The organism is Ensifer sp. YR511 (assembly GCF_900103045.1).
GTDB classification, from domain to species: Bacteria; Pseudomonadota; Alphaproteobacteria; order Rhizobiales; family Rhizobiaceae; genus Ensifer; species Ensifer adhaerens.
In genome coordinates this window covers 1-25,790 of record NZ_FNGR01000026.1, presented here as the reverse complement: position 1 = coordinate 25,790, position 25,790 = coordinate 1, and the positions used below count along the sequence as shown (strand labels likewise).

The 25,790-nt window shown below is 57.6% G+C and carries 26 protein-coding genes; 15 read left to right on the top strand and 11 right to left on the bottom strand.

The window, feature by feature from the left end:
- Positions 1-214: 214 nt before the first annotated feature.
- The 7 genes from BLU15_RS29315 to BLU15_RS29285 all read left to right on the top strand — a co-directional run bounded on the left by BLU15_RS29315 (position 215) and on the right by BLU15_RS29285 (position 6,683).
- Positions 215-664: a tripartite tricarboxylate transporter TctB family protein gene (locus tag BLU15_RS29315; protein ID WP_090300252.1), complete on the top strand. Its 450-nt coding sequence runs from the start codon at positions 215-217 to the stop codon at positions 662-664.
- On the top strand, positions 664-2,166 hold the full coding sequence (locus tag BLU15_RS29310) for a tripartite tricarboxylate transporter permease (protein WP_090300250.1): 1,503 nt from the start codon (positions 664-666) through the stop codon (positions 2,164-2,166). The genes BLU15_RS29315 and BLU15_RS29310 overlap by 1 nt, the downstream gene beginning before the upstream one ends.
- Positions 2,167-2,208: 42 nt before the next feature.
- Positions 2,209-3,189 (top strand): Bug family tripartite tricarboxylate transporter substrate binding protein, encoded by a 981-nt coding sequence (locus BLU15_RS29305; protein ID WP_090300248.1) that lies wholly within the window; start codon positions 2,209-2,211, stop codon positions 3,187-3,189.
- Between the two features lie 48 nt (positions 3,190-3,237).
- Positions 3,238-4,170 carry a LysR family transcriptional regulator gene (locus tag BLU15_RS29300; RefSeq protein ID WP_090300247.1) on the top strand — a complete coding sequence of 311 codons (933 nt, stop codon included), beginning with the start codon at positions 3,238-3,240 and terminating at the stop codon, positions 4,168-4,170.
- Between the two features lie 28 nt (positions 4,171-4,198).
- The gene (locus BLU15_RS29295) at positions 4,199-5,131 is read left to right on the top strand and encodes a cucumopine synthase-related protein (RefSeq protein WP_090300245.1); all 933 of its coding nucleotides are present in this window, start codon (positions 4,199-4,201) and stop codon (positions 5,129-5,131) included.
- A gap of 89 nt (positions 5,132-5,220) precedes the next feature.
- Positions 5,221-5,715, top strand: a complete 495-nt coding sequence (locus BLU15_RS29290; protein WP_090300243.1) for an asparaginase domain-containing protein — start codon at positions 5,221-5,223, stop codon at positions 5,713-5,715.
- Positions 5,716-5,903: 188 nt separating this feature from the next.
- Complete coding sequence (locus BLU15_RS29285; protein ID WP_090300241.1) at positions 5,904-6,683, top strand: SDR family oxidoreductase; 780 nt, start codon at positions 5,904-5,906, stop codon at positions 6,681-6,683.
- Between the two features lie 502 nt (positions 6,684-7,185).
- Here BLU15_RS29285 and BLU15_RS29280 read toward each other — a convergent pair.
- From BLU15_RS29280 to BLU15_RS29240, 9 genes are read right to left on the bottom strand one after another with little or no spacing between them, the layout of a single operon-like run.
- The gene (locus BLU15_RS29280; protein ID WP_143034286.1) at positions 7,186-7,800 is read right to left on the bottom strand and encodes an RraA family protein; all 615 of its coding nucleotides are present in this window, start codon (positions 7,798-7,800) and stop codon (positions 7,186-7,188) included.
- A gap of 14 nt (positions 7,801-7,814) precedes the next feature.
- Entirely contained in the window at positions 7,815-9,212 is a 1,398-nt protein-coding gene (locus BLU15_RS29275) for an MmgE/PrpD family protein (protein ID WP_090300238.1), read from the bottom strand.
- Complete coding sequence (locus BLU15_RS29270; RefSeq protein ID WP_090300236.1) at positions 9,209-10,174, bottom strand: Bug family tripartite tricarboxylate transporter substrate binding protein; 966 nt, start codon at positions 10,172-10,174, stop codon at positions 9,209-9,211. The genes BLU15_RS29275 and BLU15_RS29270 overlap by 4 nt, the downstream gene beginning before the upstream one ends.
- Before the next feature lie 36 nt (positions 10,175-10,210).
- Complete coding sequence (locus tag BLU15_RS29265; RefSeq protein WP_090300234.1) at positions 10,211-11,716, bottom strand: tripartite tricarboxylate transporter permease; 1,506 nt, start codon at positions 11,714-11,716, stop codon at positions 10,211-10,213.
- A 3-nt stretch (positions 11,717-11,719) separates the two neighbouring features.
- Positions 11,720-12,190 carry a tripartite tricarboxylate transporter TctB family protein gene (locus BLU15_RS29260; protein ID WP_090300232.1) on the bottom strand — a complete coding sequence of 157 codons (471 nt, stop codon included), beginning with the start codon at positions 12,188-12,190 and terminating at the stop codon, positions 11,720-11,722.
- A 3-nt stretch (positions 12,191-12,193) separates the two neighbouring features.
- Positions 12,194-13,654 carry an MmgE/PrpD family protein gene (locus tag BLU15_RS29255; protein WP_176960384.1) on the bottom strand — a complete coding sequence of 487 codons (1,461 nt, stop codon included), beginning with the start codon at positions 13,652-13,654 and terminating at the stop codon, positions 12,194-12,196.
- A gap of 54 nt (positions 13,655-13,708) precedes the next feature.
- Complete coding sequence (locus tag BLU15_RS29250) at positions 13,709-14,683, bottom strand: Bug family tripartite tricarboxylate transporter substrate binding protein (RefSeq protein ID WP_090300229.1); 975 nt, start codon at positions 14,681-14,683, stop codon at positions 13,709-13,711.
- Positions 14,684-14,713: 30 nt separating this feature from the next.
- Entirely contained in the window at positions 14,714-15,604 is an 891-nt protein-coding gene (locus tag BLU15_RS29245) for an SMP-30/gluconolactonase/LRE family protein (protein ID WP_090300227.1), read from the bottom strand.
- 31 nt (positions 15,605-15,635) lie between these two features.
- A complete protein-coding gene (locus BLU15_RS29240; RefSeq protein WP_090300226.1) occupies positions 15,636-16,247 on the bottom strand; it encodes a glutathione S-transferase family protein in 612 nt (203 codons plus the stop codon).
- A 164-nt stretch (positions 16,248-16,411) separates the two neighbouring features.
- On the opposite strand from BLU15_RS29240, the gene BLU15_RS29235 reads away from it, so the two are divergent.
- The 8 genes from BLU15_RS29235 (at position 16,412) to BLU15_RS29200 (ending at position 23,718) form a co-directional block, all read left to right on the top strand.
- A complete protein-coding gene (locus BLU15_RS29235; protein ID WP_090300224.1) occupies positions 16,412-17,251 on the top strand; it encodes an IclR family transcriptional regulator in 840 nt (279 codons plus the stop codon).
- Between the two features lie 472 nt (positions 17,252-17,723).
- Positions 17,724-18,512 carry an amino acid ABC transporter ATP-binding protein gene (locus BLU15_RS29230; RefSeq protein ID WP_305765357.1) on the top strand — a complete coding sequence of 263 codons (789 nt, stop codon included), beginning with the start codon at positions 17,724-17,726 and terminating at the stop codon, positions 18,510-18,512.
- A 38-nt stretch (positions 18,513-18,550) separates the two neighbouring features.
- Positions 18,551-19,345 carry an ABC transporter substrate-binding protein gene (locus BLU15_RS29225; protein WP_090300374.1) on the top strand — a complete coding sequence of 265 codons (795 nt, stop codon included), beginning with the start codon at positions 18,551-18,553 and terminating at the stop codon, positions 19,343-19,345.
- A gap of 64 nt (positions 19,346-19,409) precedes the next feature.
- The gene (locus BLU15_RS29220; protein WP_090300223.1) at positions 19,410-20,117 is read left to right on the top strand and encodes an amino acid ABC transporter permease; all 708 of its coding nucleotides are present in this window, start codon (positions 19,410-19,412) and stop codon (positions 20,115-20,117) included.
- Positions 20,114-20,794 (top strand): amino acid ABC transporter permease, encoded by a 681-nt coding sequence (locus tag BLU15_RS29215; protein ID WP_090300220.1) that lies wholly within the window; start codon positions 20,114-20,116, stop codon positions 20,792-20,794. The genes BLU15_RS29220 and BLU15_RS29215 overlap by 4 nt, the downstream gene beginning before the upstream one ends.
- 12 nt (positions 20,795-20,806) lie before the next feature.
- Positions 20,807-21,496 carry a helix-turn-helix domain-containing protein gene (locus BLU15_RS29210; RefSeq protein WP_090300218.1) on the top strand — a complete coding sequence of 230 codons (690 nt, stop codon included), beginning with the start codon at positions 20,807-20,809 and terminating at the stop codon, positions 21,494-21,496.
- Positions 21,497-21,564: 68 nt separating this feature from the next.
- Positions 21,565-22,524 (top strand): pyridoxal-phosphate dependent enzyme, encoded by a 960-nt coding sequence (locus BLU15_RS29205; RefSeq protein WP_090300216.1) that lies wholly within the window; start codon positions 21,565-21,567, stop codon positions 22,522-22,524.
- Positions 22,525-22,539: 15 nt separating this feature from the next.
- On the top strand, positions 22,540-23,718 hold the full coding sequence (locus BLU15_RS29200) for a pyridoxal-phosphate-dependent aminotransferase family protein (protein WP_090300214.1): 1,179 nt from the start codon (positions 22,540-22,542) through the stop codon (positions 23,716-23,718).
- A 530-nt stretch (positions 23,719-24,248) separates the two neighbouring features.
- Here the strand turns inward: BLU15_RS29200 and BLU15_RS29195 are convergent.
- Both BLU15_RS29195 and BLU15_RS29190 read right to left on the bottom strand, forming a co-directional pair.
- Positions 24,249-25,676 carry an NAD(P)(+) transhydrogenase (Re/Si-specific) subunit beta gene (locus BLU15_RS29195; protein WP_090300212.1) on the bottom strand — a complete coding sequence of 476 codons (1,428 nt, stop codon included), beginning with the start codon at positions 25,674-25,676 and terminating at the stop codon, positions 24,249-24,251.
- A 19-nt stretch (positions 25,677-25,695) separates the two neighbouring features.
- Positions 25,696-25,790: proton-translocating transhydrogenase family protein (locus BLU15_RS29190; RefSeq protein WP_143034285.1), on the bottom strand; the 95-nt coding region annotated here is incomplete at its 5' end.

Here is a 25,790-nt window from a genome sequence, read left to right as displayed (position 1 = left end):
ACAGCTGCCTCGGCAAACTCCGAGGTCCCATCGAACTCAAAGACCCATCATGGGTATCGAGGGACAGGTCCATATTTCCGATGACACGCGTGTGGATCTGTTTGAGATAGTCCATCATAACATCTGTGTATGTCATAATGTCATAATTGTATTTGATGTTATGTGAGCAACATGACTTATTAACTTTCGAGGCGTAGCGCGCCTGGGAGGTATCATGAAATCTATCGACTCTGATTTTGCAGCTGGACTGCTGTTTCTAGTTATAGCGGCTGCTTTTGGCATTACCGCGACCACCTACGGGTTCGGCAGCGTACAGCGGCTGGGCGCCGGTGTGTTTCCACTCGCAGTGAGCTGTCTGCTGGGCCCCGTTGGATTAGTTCTGGTGATTAAAGCGCTGCGTGGAAGGATCGGTGAGGCAATAGCCCCGATCGACCTGCGCGCCCTCGTGAGCATCCTCGCGGCGCTGTTGTTCGCCGCCGCGACACTGCGCCATGCGGGCATCGTCGTCGCAGTACCGGGTGCCGTTCTCATTGCCAGCCGCGCTTCTCGCGACCTGACGGTTGTGCAAGCCCTCGGAATTTCCGCGTTTCTGACAATCTTCGTTTGGGCGGTATTCGTCCTCGGCTTCAGTGTGAGGCTGCCTCTCTTGGCGGGAGTACTGTAATGGAATGGTTGGGTAATCTTGCCGGCGGCTTTGAAACTGCGGTCACACTTCATAACATTTTGCTATGCTTCACCGGCGTTCTGCTTGGGACCGCGATTGGCGTGTTGCCCGGCGTTGGGCCACTGGTAACAATCGCGATTCTACTGCCCCTCACCTACTCGCTGGAGCCCACGAGTGCGCTAATCATGCTGGCGGGCATCTATTACGGTGCTCAGTACGGCGGATCGACGACAGCGATTTTGGTAAACCTTCCCGGTGAATCCGGATCTGTCGTCACGTGCATTGACGGCAATGCCATGGCCCGCAACGGCCGCGCAGGCTCTGCGCTCGCAATTGCGGCGCTCGGATCGTTCTTTGCCGGCACCGTTGGCACCCTGATGATCGCCGGATTTTCGCCCTATCTGTCCAAAATCGCGTTGTCGTTCGGACCAACGGACTATTTCTCCCTGATGGTTCTGGGCCTGATTGCAGCCATCGTCCTTGCGTCTGGCGGCCTGCTCAAGGCGTTCGGGATGATTCTGACAGGTGTACTGCTCGGTTGTGTCGGTACCGACCTTACGACCGGCACCGCGCGCTACACATTTGGCTCATTCCAGTTGATAGACGGGCTCGACTTCACTGCACTCGCGATGGGCTTGTTTGCCTTTGGTGATATCGTAGCCAACGCCGGCAAAACCCACGACCGGAAAATGGTCAAAGGCAAGGTTCGCGACCTTTGGCCCAACAAGGAAGAGTTCAAGGAAGCCTGGCCTGCTGTCTTGCGCGGAACTGCGCTCGGATCAGTTCTCGGACTGTTGCCGGGCGGCGGGGCAACCCTATCATCCTTCGCCTCCTACTCCATCGAGAAGAAACTCTCGAAGACGCCGGAACGTTTCGGCAAAGGAGCACCGGCTGGCGTTGCCGCTCCGGAAAGCGCAAATAATGCTGGCGCCCAGAGCGCGTTTATTCCCATGTTGACGCTTGGCCTGCCCTCGAACGGGGTCATGGCGATGATGATCGGCGCCATGATGATACACAACATCGTGCCCGGCCCCGAAGTCATGACACGCAACGCCGACCTGTTCTGGGGACTGGTCGCATCAATGTGGATCGGCAACCTTCTGCTGGTCATCATCAACCTGCCATTGATCGGAATCTGGGTCCGGCTCCTGCGCCTACCCTACAGCTATTTGTTCCCATCCATCCTCGTGTTCTCGATGGTCGGCCTTTACTCGATCGACAACTCCACTGCGCCCATCATCATGGCCGCCGGGTTTGGCCTACTGGGCTACCTTTTCAACCGTCTGGGATGCGAACCGGCACCTCTGCTGCTCGGATTCATCCTTGGGCCAATGATGGAAGTCTATATGCGCCGGGCACTTTTGCTGTCCAAGGGAGATGCGACCGTCTTCTTTACGCACCCGCTTTCGTTGGCCCTCCTGACGACTGCGATGGTCCTACTGATTTCCGTTCTGTCGCCGGTTATCCGGCGTAAACGCGAAGAAGTCTTCGTTGAAGACTGAGCTTTCTAAACAACGACAACCAAAGGGAACTGGAGACCAAACATGACCACGATCTGGCGCCGTACCTGCACCGCTCTCGCGTTGCTAACTTCGCTTGCAATGGGCACAGCTGCCCAAGCCGAAGACTTTCCAAGCCGGCCCGTTACGATCATCGTGCCCTATGCACCCGGTGGGCAAGGCGATATTACCGGGCGCCTGATTGCGGAACATCTTTCCGGACTCATTGGTCAACCGGTAACCGTCGAGAACCAGTCCGGCGCAAATGGCGTCATTGGCATCTCAGCGATCGCAGAAGCAGAGCCAGACGGATACACCATTGGCGTTGTTGTTGCATCGCATGCCATGGCGCGCGCATTGGTGCCCAACTTGCCCTACGATCCTGTAAAGAGTTTCACCCCGATTACGACAACCGCCCGTACAGACATTGTACTCGTCGCTAATCCGAAGCTTGGGGTGCACGACCTGAAAGGGTTCATCGCCTATGCCAAGACGCATCCTGGCGACGTGGCGTTCGATTCCTCCGGTCCCGGCAGCAACTCCCACGTCTTTGGGGAATGGCTTGCAGAGGCTGCAGGCCTCGATCTGATCCACGTGCCCTACAAGGGCGCAGGCGACGCGCTTCCTGATCTGCTGTCGGGCGTACTGCAGTTCGGCTTCAAATCGGTGCCCGCGGTGCGCGGCTACCTCGATAACAAGCAGTTGATTGCCATTGCATCCGGCGGTCCCGAACGCACTCCAATCTACCCCGACCTGCCTACCGCTGCAGAGCAGGGTTTGCCGGGATTCGCGGCAAACTCCTGGGGCATGGTCATGGCGCCTGCGGATGTCCCCGCGGACCGCGTGGCCTACCTGAATGCCAAGATCGTGGAGGTGCTCAAAAGGCCAGACGTCGTGGAAAAATTCCAGTCCATGGGCGCCAACGTCATTGCGAACACTCCGGACGAGGCCCGCACGATGCTTGAAGGCGAGGAGAAGACCTACTCGGACCTTATCAGCCGCCTGGGTATTAGCCTCAACAAGTAATTGGAAAGCGTGCCGGTCCGCCGGCACGCCACCTTGGGGAAACCGGACATGACGATTGGCCACAGGTCTCTGAACGCACGTCAACTCGAGGCCTTTCGCGCCGTGATGATGTCGGGAAGCATCACGCGCGCGGCACGGTTGCTCGCGATTTCGCAGCCCGCGGTCACTCGGTTAATCCGTGATCTGGAGATCGAACTCGGAATGAAGCTCTTCTCGCGCGACGGTGCAACGGTAATGCCCACTCCCGAGGCGCGAGAGTTCTATGTGGAGGTCCAGCGCCACTTCATCAGCACCGAAAGACTGCGTGATATTGCTGTCGGCATTCGAGAGTTCGGCGCCGGGCGTTTGCGGCTCGCCGCCATACCCGCCCTTTCTGGACACTGCCTGCCGGACGCCATCACAGCTTACGCCGCTGATTTTCCCAATACGATCGTATCTGTCCACAACGGAGCGTCCGCCGATATTATCGACCTGGTCGCCACCAGCCAGGCCGACCTGGCGATTGGTGCGCGGATGCCAGGTCGAGGCGATCTTTCCTACCGCGATCTTCCTGAGGCACAGGCCGTCTGCATCTTGCCGCGGACACATCCCCTTGCTCGACAACAGGAAATCACACCTGCGGACATGGACGGACAAGACTATATTTCGCTCGGCCAGAGCAGCCTGATGCGACTAGAGCTAGAGGCCCTCTTGCGGGCAGCCAATTCTCACCCCCGACTGCGAGTAGAGAGCCTCTTTTCCGGGACTCTGGTTCACTATGTGGACCGCGGTCTCGGCCTCGCCATTGTGGATCCGCTGGTTGCATCAATGGTTGACCCAGGACGTACCGTGGTTCGCCGGTTCGTTCCACGCATTCGATACAATCTCTCAGTGGTTTACGCGCCCGATATCGTGCGCAGCCCCATGCTCGAGAGGTTCGTAGAGATTTTTACCGAAACCTATGTCCGGCTGACCGCCGGCATTGCTACCCACGTTGCCTGATACTGCGCATCGGCTGAAAGGAACATACATGCCAAGCTTCGAGACATTCCTCGATGAGATGACGGCTGCGACTGATCGCGTCGGTCGCGAGGAACCAGCGGAACACCGCCTTCTGCGCACGGGGCAGTTGGAAGCCCGTCCAGGCGGCAAGGGCAGCTACTTCACGACGCTCGACATTGCTCACGGAATGCTGCGCGACTTCACAATGTACATTGTGTACCCGACCTTGGTTCTGCACAGGGGCAGCAACGATATCGCTCAATCACGGGCGATGGTCGGCGAGATGTTTCCAACGGTGCTGAATTACCTTGGCTATAGTGGCTTCAGCGAACTGAAGAAACTCGGGCATGATTTTCTCACACTGGCCCCCACCCTCGATCACAGTCAATTTGACGAGGGTCTGAGCGCGTACCTGCGCTATACGAATCTGCTGTATGGCTGGGCCTATCATTGGTTCCCGTGGGACGTCGGCGACGCCATGCGCTACGCAGACGGTAAAGAGGCATCGCTTCCCGCAATCGTCGATAATCTGGTGCCAACCGACACGATTATCCGCCTGCGCTGGGAGCCGATCGGCATTGAGGTTCGTGCTTATCTCGCCACTTCGGGCAACGCCGAGCTCTGTGACGAATTGATCGCGACGATGCCGTTCACCTGCCTGCAAACTCATGCCATGGTCGCGGGAGATTCTCTGATGGCCTACTCGCCGCTGGTTTCGACCGCTCCGACCCCATTCAAGGAAGAAATTCGTCTGGCTCCTCCTGGCCGGCTCAGGTTCAATCCGCGCACCGGACAAAAATTCATCGTGCAGTACGGGCGTACGACTGAGGATATCTTTGCTCCCGTCATCGGCTCGGTGCTCGCGGAAGACGTGCCGAAGCTCGCAGCGGTCGGCGCTGAAGTCTGGGAGTCCACCTATCGCACGAAAAAGCCAATCTGGCTGACCGTCGAGCTGGACTAAAGACAAAACCGGACCGTAACGCAGCACCTGTCCGCCGAGGGCTGAGCAGACAGGTGCTGCGGAGAGTGCAAGTCAAGCAAGGAAACGAAATGCGGGAAGAGTTGCTCATCATCGTCACTGGCGGCACGCTCGATAAGGTCCATGACACATTTGCGGAGGCCCTGGCCTTTGATCCAAATGGGAAAAGCCACATGCCAGAAATCCTGGCGAGTGCGCGTTGTCATTTCCCCCAGACACAGCTCATCTTTCTTAAGGACAGTCTGGACTTTACCGATGAAGACCGCGCTTTCATCAAAGCCGAAATCTGCAACGCGACTGAAGAGGCTATCGTCCTGACCCATGGAACGGGGACGATGGCGCAGACTGCGTGCTTTCTGGCCGACCAACAGATCGAAAAGACCATCGTACTGACTGGTGCAATTCGGCCGTACTCATTTGCCGGCTCCGATGCGCAGTTCAATCTCGGTGGCGCAGTCATCGCGGCGCAGACTTTGCCTCATGGCGTCTGGGCAATCATGAACGGCCGCGTTTTCCCGGCAGATCGCGTCAAGAAGGACGTGCAGAGCGGTCGTTTCGACCTTTGACGCTCACAGGCAGCCACGAATGCCCGCCCTACCATGTCAACCACTACGTGACTGTATTCAAGTGATACGCTTTCGATGTCCCATTGCCTATCGTCCGGCAAAACTGCGAAACACGATATGGTTGCAGCCCTCCCAGTCCTGCTGTTAAGGAGCTTTCTCACTTTCGAAGTGACGGGGAGGATTGACAGATGGATCTCAAGATTGCGGGCAAAAATGCGCTGGTCCTTGGATCGACCCGGGGCATTGGCAACGCCTGTGCGAAAGTTCTTGCAGAGGAAGGCTGTCGCCTGACGGTCTGCGGACGATCAGCCGACACTGTCGAAAAGGCACGCCGTGATCTATCCGGAAGCGGCCACGACGGGATCGTTGTCGATCTGAGCGACCGGACGTCGGTGAAGGCTCTCGTGATGGCAATCGAGAGCGGCGACCTCCTGGTTGACATTTTGGTGAACAACACCGGAGGGCCGCCCCTCCAGAAGATTGTCGAGACGTCACTGGAAGATTGGGAAACGAACGTTCGCTCGATGCTTTATCCGATCTTCGAAATCACTTCAGCTGCGTTGCGGGGCATGACAGAGCGGCGCTGGGGCAGAATTATCACCATCGTGAGTTCCGGCGTCATCCAGCCCATTGTGGGTCTCGGCATATCCAATGCGCTCAGGTCCAGTATTGTCGGCTGGTCAAAGACCCTTTCGGAGGAAGTCGCTCCGTCCGGCATTACCGTCAATTGTGTGATACCTGGCCGCATTCGGACACAACGCGTGCAGCAGGTCGACGAAGTGCGAGCAGAAGCCCTCGGAGTCTCTCTCGAAGAAATGTGCCAACATTCGGTCGCGGCCATACCTATGGGTCGGTACGGCGAACCTGAGGAGATCGCCAGCGCGGTTGGGTTCCTTGCAAGCGGGCTAAGCTCGTACATGACGGGATCGATGATACGCGTCGACGGCGGCTCGATCCGCTCACTCTAACATGTTCCCACGCAACGATTTATACCCGGCCGCTCGTTGAGCTATAAATCTCTCCTGCCCGGCAAATAAGAGCTTCGCAATCATTCGGCATCGCCTCTAGAAACCGAGCCGCTTCTTGGAAAGCAACCCACGCTTAATACCGAAATCTATCAAAACGCTTTTTCGCATGGCACCCGAAACCAGACACGCGCAATCCGGCCTGCTGTGACGCCGGCTTAAAACCCACTTTCAACGCCGGCCACCTCGAGCGGCAAGTTCGTCTTGTCCAGCGCATCCACCGCTTGTATGGGCGTGTGTCACCGGATGCCAAGGCGACGCTCTCGTCGCCACGTGCTGGTAGCGAAAGCGCTACCTGGGCGCCACCACACTCAACGGAACTGCCCTGGGAACCGTAGGCGCGATGGGGTTGCGCGGTTCGCCGTTCAGTTTAACGTGTTCCCCAAGAATTTCCGCCTCGAACAAGTGACTGACGCGCCTCCAGGTATCGTTGCTGTAGAGAGACTCACAATGCAGAACGCTTCAGTTCGTTGTCACGTGCTTGTTCCTTGCGAGCGATATCACTTGCTCTGGTAAGAATGATGTCAGCATTTTCAGCCGGCAGGCACATGAAGCCGTCGGCGTCGATCGCCACGACGTCGCCATGTTTGATGCACACGCCGTCGATCTCAACGGAGCTGCGAATACTGACGGTCTCTAGGCGGCCCACACTTCTGAATGGGGTTGCGCCCCGGCACAGAACCGAAAAACCCTGGTGCCTCAAACCATCGAAATCACGCGTAAGGCCATCAATCAAAACGCCGACGGCACCACGATTACGGGCACGCATCGCATGCGCCTCCCCCCATGTCGCTCCTCGCGTGGCACCTTCCACCTGAATTACCACCAGATCACCCGGTTGAACGAGTTCGCTCACGACATCCTTGTGAAGCAATTTCGGAGCAGCTTCACCGACCTTCGCTTCGACAGCCCTTTGATGAATCGTGAAAGCCTGGCCGATTGCCATCTCGCCGGATCTACCCAGCCACTGCAATCCGCAAGAACCGCTCCCGACACTCAATCCAAGTTCGTCGGCTGCGTCTGCGATGTGCGTTACCCGCACCAACGGATCAATCTTCATCTGCAAAACTCCTTTCACTCGACCTTGACCAAGTGGTCGATCACGGCATTCACATCCGGTAGCGTATCGAGCTCGCGCAGAGCTTCGAAAGCGAGCGCAGCCTTTTCAGGCGGAAGTCCAACGCTGGCCGCGCAGTCGCGCATCTTGTCGCCCAGATCGCTCCAGTCGAGCGGGTTCGACGGATGCCCGGGCGGAACATCGATCCGCTGGCGCAGCACACGACCATCTTTCAGGGTAGCCGTCACCCTGGCATAGCCGCGATACCCCCAACTCAGATTGGCAGAAACCGGATCCTCAACCGCCTGCTGCGGGTCTTCCCAGGCGTGAATGCGCGACATGACGTCCTTGACCGCCTCACGCTGAGTGGCATCCGTTTCGAACGTTACGATGCCGACCCGATCGTCCACGAGCGCGGCCGCAACGGCGTATTGCATGCTGAACTTGGATTGAAGGCCGGTCTCCGGCTTGGGGTACATCAGCGGCTGCAGAGCGCCGGGTGCTACCGCTACCTCGATGTTTTCTACATTTCCCGCAGTGGCTCCCAGTTTCTTGAGGTCCAGGACTGCAGCCATCGCCCGATGTCCGGCTATGCAGGACGGGAAACGCTTGAGCGTCGCGCCCGGATCGATCACCGCCCAGGGTCGACCAAGCGAAGCCTCAATCAGGTTTGCGTCGGAGTTCTCGTCGCCATAGGCCGCGAAGAAGCCTCGTTCAGCCTCAAGGGCGACAGGCGATGCTGTGAAGCCCAATCGCGTCAAGGCTTCCGCATCGACTGCCAGTCGAGCGGCTAGTCCAGAATGAAATGGTTTTGCCATTGTGCCGAGGCTGCAGAGCAAGCCACCTGAGTTCGTCGCAACAATGCCCAGTCCATGCTCGATCTGTGTGGCAGAAAGAGCTTTGAGGTAGGCGATCGCTGCAAATGAGGAAAAGCCACAAAGCGTCGCGGTCGCATGGAAGCCACGGCCCGAATGTCCGCGCCCTATGGCCGATGCAATTTTTGCACCCACCTCGATGCCGACGATATAAGCCTCGAGGAAGCGCTTACCGCTCACCGTGCCGCCCCCCAGTTCCGAGCACAGCGCAGTGACGACGACGGCACTTGGATGCACGGGCGTCATCAGATCATCATAGTCGAGAGCGGCGGCGAACGTTCCGTTGACGAGTGCTGCAAGTTGCGGCGTCGCGCGACGGGTGGTGCCAAGGATCGGAACTGCCCCGCCAGGCGCCTCATCGATATAGGCAAGCATCGTCGGCGCGACTTCGCTGCCTGCACCCGATAGGATGCAGGCGAAGCTGTCGGCGACGATCATCTTTGCCCGTTCAACAGCCTCCCGGGGGAAATCTTCGGAGCGGAGAGTAGATACGAACCGCGCAATGGCGGCCGTTGCTCCGATGCCGGTGCGCTCGTTCATTTCTTGGCCATCCCGGCTTCCGCAGCGATCGTTTTCCACTTTGTGTAGTCCTCCTTCAGGAAGGTGCCATAGTCGGCAAGGCTGCGATCCCGGAAGGTGAAGGATTCAGCTTCCCATTTCTCCGCGCGTCCAGCCGTCTTCTGGAACTGTGATACCTCATCATGCAACGTGACCCGGATATCCTCCGGCAGGCCCGCTGGCCCAAAAAGACCGAACCAAATCAGAACCTCAAAGCCCGGATAGGTTTCCGCGACGGCCGGGACGTCCGGTATGAGCTTGGAACGCTCCTTCGATGTCACTGCCAGCGGCTTGACCATCTTTTGCTGGATGTTCCCAAGGACAATTGAAAGCGAGCTGATCCCGAGATCGATGTCGCCTCGGGTTAAGTCGATGAGCGTCGGGCCGAACTGCTTGTAGTTGACGTGGCGGAGTTCGATCCCTGCCGACTTGTTGAGGAGTTCGCCGGCCAGGACAGTGGAGTTGCCCACCGAACCGTATTTGATCTCCTTGGGAGCAGCTTTCGCCTTGGCGACCAATGCTTTGAAATCCATGTCGCCGACCGATGGACCAGCGGTAATGACCATCGGCGTATCTCCCAGATAGGCGATGGTCGAGAAATCCTTGATCGGATCGTACTTCAGTTCCTGGTCTGTCGCAGGTCCAATCGAGTGTGTGGAGCCGCCGCCAACCAAAAGTGTGTAGCCGTCGGGCGAAGAACCGCGGACATTTTCCACACCGACCGCGCCGTTGCCTCCTGCCCGGTTCTCCACGATGACTGCCTGCCCCCATGTCTTGGCGAGGTGATCGCCGAATTCGCGGGACAACCGGTCAATGGTTCCGCCCGCCGGGTACGGCACGACGATTGTAATCGTTCGTTCCGGGTAATTGGCAGCCCACGCCTCAGTGGCCACCAACATGCCGATTGCCGTGACGGCAGTGAGTAGTTTTGCTCCATACGTCATCAGTTCCTCCCGTGTGACGTGTCATTTACGTAGAAATCAATCCGCTTCCTGGAAAATCTCCTCACGACGGTTGCGGAACACCGGCGCGACCAGCAGGGCCAGCAGAGCGGCCGCCGCAACCAGCAGGGAAAGGCTGATCGGCCGGGTCAGGAAAACGCTCGGATCGCCCTGCGAAATCGTCAGTGCCCGCCTCAGGTTTTCCTCGAGCATCGGCCCCAGGATGAACCCGAGCACGAACGGGGCGGGCTCACAGCCGCAGCGGACCATAAGGTAGCCGAATAGACCGAAGCCGAAGGCCGCCATGACGTCAAACGTCGAGTTCTCCAGACTGTAAAGGCCGATTGCCGAGAATAGCAAAATGGCGGGAAGCAGCAGACGATATGGGATTTTAAGAAGCTTCACCCAGATACCGACAAGTGGAAGGTTCAATATGACCAGGATGACGTTGCCGATGAGCATCGAGGCGATTAGGCCCCAGAACAGATCGGGCTGCTTAGTCATGATCATCGGGCCGGGTTGGATGTTGTGAACCGTCATGGCGCCGATCATGAGCGCCATAGTCGAAGTGGCGGGAATGCCAAGGGTGAGCATTGGAATGAACGAGGTCTGCGCCGCTGCGTTGTTGGCGGATTCGGGTCCGGCGACACCCTCTATAGCGCCCTTTCCGAAGCGGCTCGGATCGCGCGCCACCTTCTTTTCGATCGTGTAGCTCGCAAAGGAAGACAACACTGCGCCACCGCCCGGCAAAAGGCCGAGGATAGAGCCGACCGCCGTACCGCGAATCGCGGCAAACGCAGCCGCCTTAAACTGCTTGGCCGACAACCAAAGTCCTGAGACCTTGTTGGCAACGAGGTTTTGTTGCGGCGGGTCCTCGATATTACGCATGAGTTCGGCGATCCCGAACACGCCCATGGCGACGACGGCGATGTCGAAGCCGTCAATGAGATTGAGGTTGCCAAAGGTGAAGCGCGATGCACCCGAATTTACGTCGGTGCCCACCGTCCCGAACAAGAGCCCGAGCATGATCATGGCGATCGCCTTCATTGCCGATCCATGCGCAAGGACGACAGAACCGAGCAGGCCGAGAACCACCAGGGAGAAATACTCCGGCGCACCGAAGGCGAAGGCGACCTGTGCAAGGACTGGCCCGAATGCCGCGATGAGGATCGTTCCGACAATGCCTGCAAACAGTGAGCCGAGCGCGGCGACGACAAGGGCTGCTCCAGCCTCACCACGCTTGGCCATCTGGTGGCCATCGATGGCGGTAACGACCGACGAGCTCTCACCGGGTAGATTTACCAGGATAGCCGTCGTCGAACCGCCGTACTGGGCGCCGTAGTAAATACCGGCGAGCATGATGATGCCGGTGACTGGCGAAAGCACATAGGTGATCGGCAGCAACATCGAAATGGTCGCCACAGGGCCGATGCCTGGCAGCACGCCGACAAGCGTTCCCAAAAGCACGCCGATGAAGGCAAAGCCAAGATTGTTCAGGCTGAAGGCGACACTGAACCCGTAAGCGAGATTAGAAATGATATCCATAATTTATCTCCACGGGAGCAACGGCGCCTGTAGGCCGAGTCCGTAAACGAAGAGGAGACCGGCAACGATCGACAAGACCGCAGCCATGAGGATGACCTCCCGCCAGCGCCTGTCGCGACTTGCAACACCTGTCACTCCGACGAGTAGCAACGATGCGACAATCAACCCGAGGCTGCGCAAAGTGAGGACAAAGAGACCGATGGCGACAAAGACGTAGAGGACGGGCAGCAAGGCAATCTTTAGGTCTTCGCCCTTTTCGGCGAGCACATTTGCGACCCCCTTAATTCCGATCGCCAGAGCAAGAAGAACAAGCGCGCAGCCAACCATACGCGGGAAGAATGCGGGGCCCATATCCATCGGCTCGCCAAACGAGAGCGAGAGGGAGTCGACGACAAAGCCGGTGCCCAGGATTCCGAAGACGACTGCGCAGATTACGTCCTTGTTCTTTGCTATGCGGAGCAAGCTGGTGCTCATGGTTCAAACCTCCGAAAATCCTGGCAGTGCCGAGAGAAGCGCTCGAGCAACATGGCGATTTTGGTCCGGGTCTTTCCGACCAAGGACACCGAGAAGCTGCTTCAAATCGTCCTTTTCTCCATACGAAAGCAATTGCGTTTCGAGGTCTGCGGCCTGCTCGCGGGACATGCCGGCGTGATTGGCACAGATGCCGATCTTTTCGCGCAGATCGGCAGGAGAAAGCGGGCTAACGGGTGTACCCGGCGCATGGGCGACCTTGCGAACGTAGGATTTGCCCGATTTCGTGGTGATTGTTATCTGCACGTGGCCGCGCGCACCGGAGATCTCGCCGCTTGCCTCACCGAGGCCCTCTTCGCAGGCGGGATCTTCGACATTGCTGACCATGTGTAGATTGTTCTGCATGACCTCACGCTGGACCGCGCCATCGGAGAAGGTCGAGAGGGTCGCCTCGCCATCATGCAGCGCCGCGAGGAAGGCGTACTCCATGCTGAACTTTGCTTGGAGGCCTGTCCTGGGTCTCGTGTAGACCATGTTGACAAGACCCTTTGGCGGCAACCGGCACTCAATATGTTTCACGTCGGCGAAGTGTAGATCATGTTCCTTTCGCAGATGAAGAACTGCCTCGATGCCGCGATGGGCGGCAAAACAACAGGGGTACTTTTTGAGCGAGACGCCTGGTTTCAGGATAGCCCAGGGCTCACCGATATCCTCGACAACGCGCTCTACACAGGAATTCTGCGTCCCATAGGCATTGAAGAACCCACGTGGCGCTTCAAAGATGTCGGTGACAGCATCCAGGCCATTGCGGGCGAGATCGGCGGCGGCGACCGCATTGCGCGCCGCCCACCCCGAATGGACTGGCTTCATGGAGGAGCCTGTCTGTCCGAGCAGGCCGGACGAGAAGGAGGCCGCGATAGAAAGCGTCCGTGCTGTTTGCTCGGCGTCATATGAGCGCAGCTTGGAAAGTGCTGCGGCAGCGGCGAATACACCCAGTGTCGAAGTGGCGTGGAAGCCCCGCAGCCGGTGGTGCTCAAGCGTCATCGCGATACCGATCCGCGCACAGACCTCATAACCGACAATGAAAGCGCCCGTGAGCGCCTCTCCCGAAACTCTTGTGGCGGCGATGTCACCGATCATCGCGGCGACCATCACGGCGGCGGGGTGACCTGGCAACATGGAAAAGACATCGTCATATTCCAGCGCATGGCCGAACGTACCGTTGACGAAAGCCGCCAACTCCGCCGACGTTTGAACGTCGGTACCGAGCACGGGCACGTTGCCGCTCATGCCCGCGGTTTCAATATACCGCATCAGGCTGGGGGCAGTTTCGCTGCCTGCCCCCGATACAATCGCAGCAAAGGTGTCGATGACGATCGTCTCGGCCTTGCGGCGCAAATCCACCGGCAGCGTTTCGCATTTGGTGTTTGCGATAAACTCGGAAATAATCCTGGTGACAGGTTGCACGTTCGCCTCCCATTGCAAAAATGCCGGCCGCCCTCCGCAGCCGGCAGTATGCCATCAGTTTTGCGGCTTGAGCCCGAGGCTTGCGATGAGTGGAAGCCACTCGTCGAAATCCGCATTCAAGACCTTGGCAAAGCTTTCGCTGCCAACCTCTGGCGCACGGTCGAAACCTTGCGTGTCGAGCGTCTTGTTGAACGCCTCGGTCTTCAAGACGCTGGCGATCGCATCCTCAAGGACCTTGATCCGGTCATCTGGAACCTTTGCGGGCGCCATTATCCCATACCAGGTTATCATCGAGACGCCTTTGACGCCTGCTTCGGAAGCCGTTGGCAGGTCAGGCAGTTGCTTGGAGCGACGATCGTCGATCACGGCAAGCGGCTTGATCCTATCGCCCTCGAGGAATGGAACGAGTGACGTTATGTTGGCGAAGACAACGTCGATATTGCCCGCCTGAAGATCGGTCAGCGCAGGCGCCAAGCCCTTATAGGGGATATGGACGAGCTGCCCGCCGGTCTGCTTGGTAAACATTGCGCCGGCAAGATGGAGAACCGATCCGACACCGGGCGAACCATATGTCAGTTTTGGCTCTTCCTTTGAGCGCTTGACCAGGTCCTGAAGTGTGTTGACCTCAAGCGAAGACTTGACCACAACGGCGGACTGAGCGGTGCCGATCATCGATACTGGTCGCAAGTCCGTGCGTGCACTGTAAGCGAGTTTGTAGACGCCCTCGGAGAAAACCAACGAGCCATTGCCGCCAAGCACGATCGTGTAACCGTCCGGGTTCGCGGCAGCCGTCAAGCCGATGCCGATTGTTCCGCCGGCGCCGGCATGGTTTTCGACGATCACAGATTGCTTCAGCTCTTTGCTTAGCCCATCTGCCAGCGTTCGCGCCAGAACGTCGCTCGCCCCGCCGGGCGCGAAAGGTGCAATCAGAGTAATAGTGCGGCTTGGATAGGTCTCCGCGTGCGCAGGCAATCCTGCTAAAGCAAGTAGACCCGCCAAACAAAGAGCATTCCACTTCAGTTTACGCATAATCTCCTCCTCCCATTTTCATTTGCCAAACTAGAAAAATGCCACCCCGCGCGTTTTCGTCTTCAACCGGAAGATCGCGGAGGACGTTGCAAAGTAGAGCTCCGAGCGATCCGAGCCTCCAAAGCAAAAATTCCGGCACTGATCGGGCGTTCGGATCACGCCGAGGAGTTCACCGGAAACAGCAAACACATGTACGCCGCCGGGACCTGTGCAATAGATACGGCCTTCTTCATCGACCTTCAGGCCGTCGGCCTTGCCTGGTTCCTCCCCCTTGAGCTCGGCAATCACTTCACCACCCGAAAGGGTGCCGTCGTCATCCACCTTGAAACGCCGGATGTGGTCGCGCGGCGTGTCGTTGACGAGAAGTGAGCCTTCGCCCGGCTCGAGGCAGAGACCGTTCGGCTGACCGAAATCCTTTGCAAGCAGCGTCAGCGTTCCATCCGGATCGAGACGGTAGACGCCTTGATAATCAAGCTGCTGCGGACGGGCGAGGCCGGCAGCCGGGCTTGTTCGGCCATAGGCAGGATCGGTAAACCAGATACGGCCCTTGCTGTCGGCGATGATATCGTTCGGGCTGTTCAGCTCTTTACCGTCGAAATGCGTGGCTAGCGTGCTCATATACCGGCCGTCCGGTTCCATGCGCGTGACTCGGCTCGTGGCATGCTCGCAGCTTATGATCCGACCTTCGGCATCGACGAAATTGCCGTTGGTGATGTTGCTCGGCGTCTTGATGACGCTAACGCCCTCACCGTCCTTCCATTTGTAGACCTTTCCATGGGCCATGTCGGAATAGATGAGATAGTCATCCTTGTGATGCCAGATGATGCCTTCGGTGAGCTTGTAGCCCTCGGCAATCGTCTCCATCACCGCACCCGGCAGGATGATCGCTTCGAGTTCCGGTTTCCTAACGTCGAAAATCATAGGTTTGTCCTTTCGAAATGGAGTGCTTGTTTCAGGACTTGGGTGGACGCGTCCGCGAAACCGAGTCACGGCTGTCGTGTGCGTCGGCCCACGTGGCAAGTGCCGCGTAGCGGCCACGCCAATCGATGTGCTGAGCTCGGGCATCGAGCCAGCCGAGAGCACACAGCGCGGCTGCGGCGCCGATATCGAACTTGTCGCCACGCTCTGCTCGAGCTTTGTCGATAGCACCGATACAATGCTCTACCTTTGCCCACTGCGCCGCTTCAAACTCGGGCCACTGGCGCTCGGCTGGCTTGCCTTTTTCAAGCATGGCCAGCACACCAGCCACGATCAGACCATCTGCTGCAGCGTTCATCGTCAGGGCACGGGTACGCTCCCTTTGCTCTGCCGGGACGAAACGGGGTTCGGCGACAACGGAATCGAGATAGTCACAAATGACCAAGGAATCGTAGATCGCGTCACCATCATCCGTTATCAGGGTCGGAATCTTCCCTGTGGGATTAAGCTTGAGCAGATCCTCATTGATCTTGCCCTGACCGACCGCAGCCGGCTCGATCTCAACGCGATTTTCCAACCCCTTTTCGATTGCACAGATCATTGCCTTGCGAACGAACGGGGAGAGTTTGCCATGCAGAATTTTCACTTTAGCCTCCCAGATAATGCGGCAAGCCTAGGTCTGCAGGCCGCAATTGTCAACGCAAAATCGCATAAAATGAGATTTTATCTCTTTTCCTATATTATGCGATTATTTATTTGCGTCTGGAGCCCCATCGTCTAGAATGCATCCAATGCTGCGGGAGGAATCGCATGGAGTGGCCAGTGGCGCCTGAGTTGGAAAAAGCGGATCTCGCCGATACCGAAAAGAACGATTCCCGCTCAAGCGGATCGAAGATGCTCAATGCTCTGGATCTTTTTTCGATTGAGCGGCCGGTAATAAGCGCGCCAGATATCGCGGCAGAACTCGGCCTGACCCGGGCGACGGCTTACCGATACCTCAAGACGCTATGCGAAGCCGGTCTTTTGCTGAGGCTGGGAAACAGCGACTTCTGCTTGGGTCCGAGAATCGTTCAGCTCGACCGCCAGATCCAGCTATCAGATCCGCTGATTGCCGCCGGCCGGCCGGCCATGGCGGAATGCCTGCGAGATTTTCGCTGGGATGCGCTGCTTCTTTGCAATTTGGCGCGCGACATCGTTCTATGCATCCATCAGGAGGTCCGCGCAGACTCTGAAGTTCGGCTGAAACGGGCAAGAGGAATGCCGTTTCCACTTTTCCAGGGCCCAGCCTCACTCGTCATACTGGCTCATCTTCCGATGGGACGTATGCGCGAACTCTACATAACGGCGCTCGAGGACCGCGATGCGTTCGCGGCGCAAATGGGTGCCGACTGGACGGCTGTGCGCAAACAGTTGAAGGCGATCAAGAAGGACGGATTCGCGATGTCGTCTAATCAGTTCCACACCGGCCTCATCGGCATTGCCGCCCCAGTCCTTGATGCCGGCGGGCGTGTAATCGGCAGCGTTGCGGCCGTTGCGCCCCAAGCGGCCAGCGAGCAGTTCGATCGATCCGAAATGGTTGAAAGCGTGAAGACCTGCGCGCGCAACATTGAGCAAAAGCTGCACGGTCTGTCATGGAATAGAACGAACTGATTGAATACGCGCAAAGCGCCACCGCTTCACACACAGGCGATCGCCTTTCGATGTGGCCTTGCCCCCACACCCGTGGCAATGTCGCGCATATGTCCGCTTCGTTGAAGCCGGCGGGTTTGAAGGTGCACACTAACTGGGTGTACCGGGCTCCGAAAGCAAGCCCGCATCTTGTGCTCGTATGGAAGCGCCGGCCGCTCTATCCAAGATAGCATTCTGCTAGCACCCTACCCGACACGTCACGCCCTTGCATAAGTTGACGAAGTGGAACCATCAGGCTTCCCGATCTTCTGTGCGTTAAATGCATTCATGACTGCGCTTCTTGAGAACCCGCGGCCTCTAGAACCAGGCGGCAGGTCACTAGGCGTGTTGCGAAATGGGCTGCGCAACTAATCTAAAAAATTTGTAGCTTAAAAAAAATTTGACAACAATTTGAAAGGCCGCCATAACCGAGCAACTTCAGGAGGAGGAAACCTTGCTCAGTTCCAGTACAGATAAGCGGGAGTCGTCCTCCGCATCGATTCAGATCGAAAACGTTGACAAGCGGTATCCTGAGACCGGCAATGGGCCCGGGATGCATGCACTGCGCGGGGTCTCGTTGACAATTGCGCGCGGCGAGGTCGTTGTCATCATCGGTCCATCCGGATCAGGGAAGAGCACCCTCCTTCGATCGATCAACGCGCTTGAGACGATCGACAGTGGGAAAATCGTTGTCAACAGTGAGACAGTAACCGATCAAGCCACCAACTTGCCCGCTTTTCGCGCGAGAGTCGGTATGGTCTTCCAGCATTTCAATCTCTTCCTTCACATGACGGCATTGCGAAATGTTGTTTTGCCTCAGGTCGCAGTGAAGCGCGTACCCACGGCCGAGGCGGAGGTTGCTGCGGCCAAATACCTTGCCCGTGTCGGCATGCTGGACCGTGCCCACGCATATCCGGCCCAGCTCTCCGGCGGCCAGCAGCAGAGGGTTGCGATCGCTCGAGCACTCGCCATGCAGCCGCAAGTGATGTTGTTCGACGAGGCAACCTCGGCACTCGACCCTGAAACAGTTGGCGGAATCCTCGATCTGATGCGCGAGCTTGCGAACGACGGCATGACCATGGCGGTCGTTACCCACGAGATGAACTTCGCTCGAGAAGTCGCGGATCGCATCGTCTTTATGGACGCGGGCGCGATAGTCGAGATCGGTACGCCCGAACAGATTTTTCAGAACGCGACAAGCGAACGGACAAGGAGATTCGTTTCGCTTGTTGGGTCGGCATGAGCATTCACGCCGAAGAACTCAACGCAAAGGGGAACAAAATGAAACAGCTTGTTAAATCGATCGCCGCCCGGGCAATCGCGGTAGTGGCCCTATTCCTCGCGCCGTCAGCGCACGCTGATATCATGGACGATATTCTTCAGCGAGGCGAGCTTCGCGTCGGCGTACAGACACAAGGCGAGCCGGTCAGCTTCATAGACAAGAACGGCGAACGCACCGGGCTCGCCATCGACATCGTGAAGATGATGGCAGCTGATCTGAACGTGAAACTGGTGATCCAGGACTACGACTGGAAGGGCCTCATTCCAGCGCTATTGTCCCACAAGTTCGACATCATTGCAGCCGACATGACCCCCACTCCGCAGCGCACCACTCAGTTGCTCTTCTCGCGCCCGTTCTTCTATCAAGACACAATCGCATTCGTGCAGAAGAACAGCCCCTACAAAACCTGGCAGGAATTGAACGTCAGCGGGCTGAACGTTGGCGGCACGCAAGGGGGCACCTACGTCACGGCGATCAAGGAATTCATGCCCGACGCGACCGCAAAGGAATTCGCCAGTGGGCCTGCAACCGCCCAAGCAGTGTCGTCTGGTCGGGTGGACGCAGCAGTATCGAGTGCTTCGAATGTGGCGGCCTATTCTACCGGTTTTGATAATCTGCGGCCTTTGGAAGGGGTTATCACCCGTGAACCATTGGCGTTCGCCGCTCGTAAGGAAAACATCCAGCTGAAGTTTTGGATGGACAACTGGATCGAATTGCGGACAGCCGACAAGAAGCTCGACAAGTTGATCGAATACTGGTGGACCACCACGGACTGGGAAAAGGATCACAAGTAGTACGCCACTCCCATTTCGGCAGGAGCAAGTACTGCCGAAATCGACTTCTCTCCGGAGGGAAACGATGCCGGACGCTTGGAACTCCATTCAATCTGTCTTCAATTTTAGGTTTATTCTCCAATATCAAGATCAGTTCGTGCTGGGCATCGCCAATACGATAATTGCCGCGGGCATTAGCCTTCTTGCTTCGTTTGCGCTCGGCTTTGTGATTGCACTGATGAAGATCTCAAGCCGACGATCCTTGGTCTATACCGCTAATTCATACATCCAGGTCATCCGCTCTACTCCGCTGCTTCTGCAGATTTACATCGTGTACTTTGGCCTTCCTGCCGCTTTCCCAATTTTGGGAGGAGTGCCGGAAATAGCGCTCGGGACCATTGCACTTACGGTTCACACCGCTGCCTACATGGCCGAAATCATACGGTCTGGCATCCTGTCGGTGCCGCGCGGTCAACGCGAAGGCGCGATCGCTGTAGGGATGACGACGTGGCAGCAGTATCGCTACGTCATTCTTCCGCAAGGCATCGTCAACACGATCCCCGCCCTGCTTGGACAAACTGCCATTCTGATCAAAGACACCTCTCTTCTGTCGCTGATCACTGTTTTTGATATCGTCAGCGCAGGGATGCTCCTCAATAGCGATCTTGTGCGCCCCAACGAGGGCTTCCTTTCGGTCGCTTTTATATTCTTCGTCTTCTACCTCGCTATGGTTGGCATTTCCAAGGTCGTGGAACGGCGTTTGGCCGGAAGGGGCTGGAGGACATCGGTATGAGCCATCCTGTTACCGTTCTTGTCAGCGTCTGGCCCGCGCTAATCTCGGGCTTCATTGAGACACTGCAGTTGGCATTGGCAGGCGTCGCCTGGGGATCGATCCTTGGCACGACGCTCGGTATCGTTCGTGGTCAAAGTGTCAGGTTTGCCACACCACTAATCGGCGCCTATCTTCACCTATTACGTGGAACGCCATTTCTGGTTCAGCTTTATGTCATCTACTTTGTGTTGCCGAACACCGGATGGTGGATATTTCAGTTCGATTCATGGACCGCGGCTTCGATCGGCCTTGGCATTTATACTTCGAGCTATGTCACGGAAATTGTCAGCGGCGCCATTCGCGCTATACCGCGCGGCCAATGGGAGGCTGCCTTTTCACTTGGTTTCGATCGAGTCAAAACACTGCGGCTCATCGTCCTTCCACAGAGCGTTGGCCTCATCCTGCCATCTTTGGGGGGACTGTACGTCACTTTGATCAAGGCGACCTCAATCGTTTCCGTCGTTGGCATCGTCGAATTGATGCGCCAATCCGAAATTCAGATTGTTCGGTTCCCCGGAGACATTCTGTACATCTACACACTTGCCGGAACTCTCTATTTTTCTTTCTGTTTTCCTGTACTCATGCTGGTTGACCGGTTGGAAAAGAGGGCCACCAGAGGGCAGCGGGTCAGAGTTTAGAAAGGATCACTCATGCCAAAACGGAAGCACAACGAGACCGTCCAGCTTGAGGTCCGGGAGTTGCCCCAATTCGACACCACCATGAACGTAATGGCGACAATCGTCGCCCAGTTCGGATCGAATTGCCAAGCATCACTTTATGAACTGCGAGATGGCGTGGCTCAAATGCGGGCGTCCTTGGGCCACGTCATGGAAATACCCCATGGATCGCGGCTGCCGGCCGCGTTGTTGGATAAGTTTCGTCAAGAAACACGCAACCGCGCCCCGCGCCTGCAATTCACTGGTTCCACGCCTGATGGCCGGCGCCTGAGTTCTTCGCTGACAGCCATAACGGACGCATCATCGGGCGAAGAGATTGGATTGCTAAAGATCGACTACTGCATCGAACATCTCATCTCAAGCATCGACGTCCTTCAGACATATTGCGGCATCGAGGGGCAGCCAAGAGCTGAGGAACCAAGCACCGACGACGATATAGGGCGGCTCGTCGATGGGATCATCGCAGAGGCGTTCACTAACAAGGGCGGTCGAGAGAGGCTATCCGGAAAAGAATATCGCCTCGATATCGTCCGTCGACTTGAAGATAAGGACGTATTTCGAGTCAAGGGATCGGTGGAGATTGTCTCCGGCCGTCTGAATGTCTCTAAGTACTCGATATACAACTACCTTGATCAAGTTCGTCGGGCGCGACCTACAAGATAGAAATCAACATCTTTCGGAGCATTTCAATGCTGGGACGTACTTTGCCTATCAACAGGCCGAGGCAAATCATGCTCGACCATCCGACACCGTTTCGGCGACTGAAGAATGTCGAAAAGCTGCTGGGTCGAGGCGGGCTTTACATTAAACGCGACGATCACATGGAGACCGCACTCGGCGGCAACAAGGTTCGCAGCCTGGAGTTCTGGCTGGGCGCCGCTATCGAATCCGGATCGGACGTTTTGGTGGTGGCTGGCGGTGCAATGTCGAACCTATGCCGGCTCACCGCCGCTGCTGCGGCGATGCACGGTTTGGATTGCGTCGTCATCCACAATTCAGACGCATCGGAAACCGCCAAGCAGCAATCATTTCTGAACAGGCTATTTGGAGCAGAGGTTCGTTTCCTCGGCCGCCTCGGGGAGGACCAGCGCGCCGGCGCTGTCGCAACTGCAGCAGAAGAATTACGCGCTGCCGGACGCAAACCCTATATCGTCGGTGATGCCGTCGTTGGTGCGCTCGGCTATACAGTTGCAGCCCAGGAACTTCATGACCAGGCCGAGGCTGATGGCATCGCGTTGCGCCACGTTTTCCTGAGCGGGTCAATGGGACCAACTGAAGCGGGCTTTCTTTTCGGCAATGCGCTTCTCGGCAATCCATTCGCGGTGCATCTTGTCAGCGTAGAATACGGTCAGGCTGAACTTGCCGCGCGGGTTGCTCGCATTTACGACGACTTGAAATCCAACACGCAGCTGCAGGCACCATCGTTCGAAGAACTGCCAATCCACTACCATATGGACTATCTGGGTGACGGATATGGCCGACCATCCCCCGATGCCGAGCGCGCCCTTATAATGCTGGCGCGCACGGAAGGTATCCTGACGGAATTCGTCTACACTGCGAAAACCGCCGCAGCGTTCCTGGAGCTATCGGAAAACGGTTACATCCCGAATGACGAAGCATGCTGCTTCTTGCACACGGGTGGTGTTCCCTCCCTGTTTTCGCAGTTCGATCTCTTCCGGTCGCTGGACTGAGAGAAAAGACGCACCATGTCTCTCCAAGATGTATTGTTCAACAATCCCGGACCAACAAACATACCATCGAGCGTGCTCGAGGCCATGCGACGCCCGGTCATCGATTATCGTGGGTCGGAATTTTACCGGATAAGACAGGGCTGCCTGAACGGGCTGGGAAAGGTCCTCAAGACCGAAAGCAGTATCGTTGTCATGCCCGCAACCGGGCATGGCGCCTGGGAGACTGCGCTCGTCAACCTGTTCTCGCCCGGTGACGAACTGCTCTCGCTTTCGTTAGGGTATTTCGGCGACGCCTGGGCAAGGTATGCCCGAAAATTCGGCCTCAAGACGGTTCAGCACAAATGCGATCGAAGACACGGCGTCAATTTCGAACAGTTGGAGCGAGAGCTGCGGGCAGACCTCGGCGGGAGAACTAAGGGGATCCTGGTTACCCATTGCGAGACTTCTACCGGCATTATGACGGATGTTGCCGAGGTGCGACGCGTTCTTGAACGAACCGGCCACCCGGCCCTCTTGCTGGTCGACGTTATTTCCTCTCTTGGATGTGCGGACTTCCGAATGGACGCCTGGAAGGTCGATGTCGCATGCGGTGCAGTGCAGAAGGGACTCATGATGCCGGCCGGGCTCTGCTTCTTGGGCGTCAGCGAAAAAGCACTGTCTGCCTCACGTTCGTCCACTCTCCCAAAAGCCTATTGGGACTGGAACGAAATGCTCGTCGACGGCCGTCAATCGAATTTCCCGGGGACCGCACCGGTGCAGATGTTCTACGGACTGGAAGAGGCGCTACGACTGATCGACGAAGAAGGTCTTGAAGCTGTCCATCAGCGACATCAGCGCATCGCATCATGCGCAAAAGCAGCTGTTCGCACCTGGTCGGGCACATCCAAGGACATCGCGCTCTTTAGCGATAACGATAGCAACTCTCCTTCTTTAACGACGATAGTGTTCAAAAGGCCCAATCTCGCGGATCGGGTTCGCGAAACGGCGCTTTCGAGGCACAAGGTTCAACTCGGGGGCGGTATCGGCGAACTCGAAGGGATACTTATCCGGATCGGTCACATGGGCAAGGTACACGACGGACACCTGCTTGGAGCGCTAGCGGGTCTTCAAGCTGCGATGCGCGTAAACGAGGTGGATCTTCAGCCAGGCGGGCTTGATGCCGCCATCGCCTGTCTAGTCCCATTGAACGGCTGAATGAATATCTTCAGTACCAAGCGAACACAGAACTAGAGGAGGGAAGCTATTCACCCAAACAGGGCTCGCAGCGCGGATGATCTCTATTTCTGAGTAAAGTCACGGGGAAAGCCTTCGCGCATGCTGCCAACACCGGTTCGTTCGCTAACCGGCCGTTTCCGTTGACAACAACGTCTCGAGATTGATGCAACCGCGACGCTATCGCCGTTCTCACCACTATCCAGTGAGAACGTTCATGACACCATAACCGCCACAGTCGAGAACCGCTTCGGCCGGATCAAAGATCTCTCTAATTCCATTCTAGCGGCGGATCGACAATAGCTGCCGCACGGCGGCGATTTTCGCCACCGACGAGATTGTCTTCACCGCTCAGTCAAACGGATTTAGCAAAGACTTCACGCGCGAGTACAACTCGGAGGTCGTTACGCACTTATTGAAGCGTTAAACAGCGACCCGATCTCGTCGGGGTTATGGGTCCAGTCGTCCGTGCAGCCAACCTTCCAACAGTACGCGACCTCGCCATCGCGGCATCACAGAGCCGCCAGCAGGGTTCCAATGGACTTCTTCGCATCTCCATAGAACATGCGGGTGTTGTCCTTGTAGAACAGTGGGTTCTCGATGCCGGAATAACCGGTGCCCTGACCGCGCTTGGAGACGAACACCTGCTTGGCCTTCCACACTTCGAGCACCGGCATGCCCGATATCGGCGAGTTGGGATCTTCCTGGGCGGCCGGATTGACGATATCGTTAGAGCCGATGACTATGACGACATCCGTTTCGTGGAAGTCTTCGTTGATCTCGTCCATCTCCAGCACGATGTCGTAAGGCACCTTTGCCTCGGCAAGCAGCACGTTCATGTGGCCCGGCAGACGGCCGGCGACCGGATGAATGGCGAAGCGCACTGACTTGCCGGCCGCCCGCAGCTTGCGGGTGAGCTCGGAGACCGATTGCTGCGCCTGCGCCACCGCCATGCCGTAGCCCGGCACGATGATGACGCTGTCGGCGTCGTTGAGGGCTGCGGCCACGCCATCGGCATCAATGGCGATCTGCTCGCCGGTGATTTCCATGGCCGGCCCCGTGGTTGCCCCGAAGCCGCCGAGGATGACCGACAGGAACGAGCGGTTCATCGCCTTGCACATGATGTAGGAGAGGATCGCGCCCGAGGAGCCGACCAGCGCGCCAGTGACGATCAACAGGTCGTTGCCGAGCGTGAAGCCGATGGCAGCGGCCGCCCAGCCGGAATAGCTGTTCAGCATCGACACCACCACCGGCATGTCGGCGCCGCCGATGCCCATGATCAGGTGATAGCCGATGAAGGCGGCGAGCGTCATGACAAGCAGCGTCCAGGTGCCGGCACCATTGACGTAGAGCACCAGCAGCACGAGCGACAGAAGGGCAGCACCGGCATTGAGCAGGTGACCGCCCGGCAGCTTCTTGGCCTTGCCGTCGACCTTGCCGGCAAGCTTGCCGAAGGCGATGACGGAGCCGGTGAAGGTGACAGCACCGATGAAGACGCCGAGGAAGACCTCGACCTTCATGATCGACAGTTCCACCGGTTCCTTGTGGGCAAGGATCGCGGCAAAGCCGGTCAATGCAGAGCGGGCCGCCGCATCGAGGCCGGCGACATCAGCCGCTTCGATATGGGCGTTGAAGCCGATGAAGACTGCGGCAAGACCGACGAAGGAATGGAGTGCTGCAACGAGTTGCGGCATCTCGGTCATCTGGACGCGGGAGGCGACGAAGTGGCCGAGCACGGCGCCGCCGGCGATCATCAGCGCGATGATGAACCAGTTGCCGACATCAGGTCCGAAGACCGTGGCGACAATGGCAAGCGCCATGCCCGTCATGCCGTACCAGACGGCGCGCTTGGCGCTTTCCTGGCCCGAAAGCCCGCCGAGCGAGAGGATGAAGAGGACGGCTGCCGCAATATAGGCGGCCGATACGATACCGATCATCATAATGTTTACCCCTGCCCGATCAGGATTTCTGGAACATGGCGAGCATGCGCCGCGTGACGAGGAAGCCGCCGACGATGTTGATCGTGGCGATCAGCACCGACAGCGCCGCAAGCA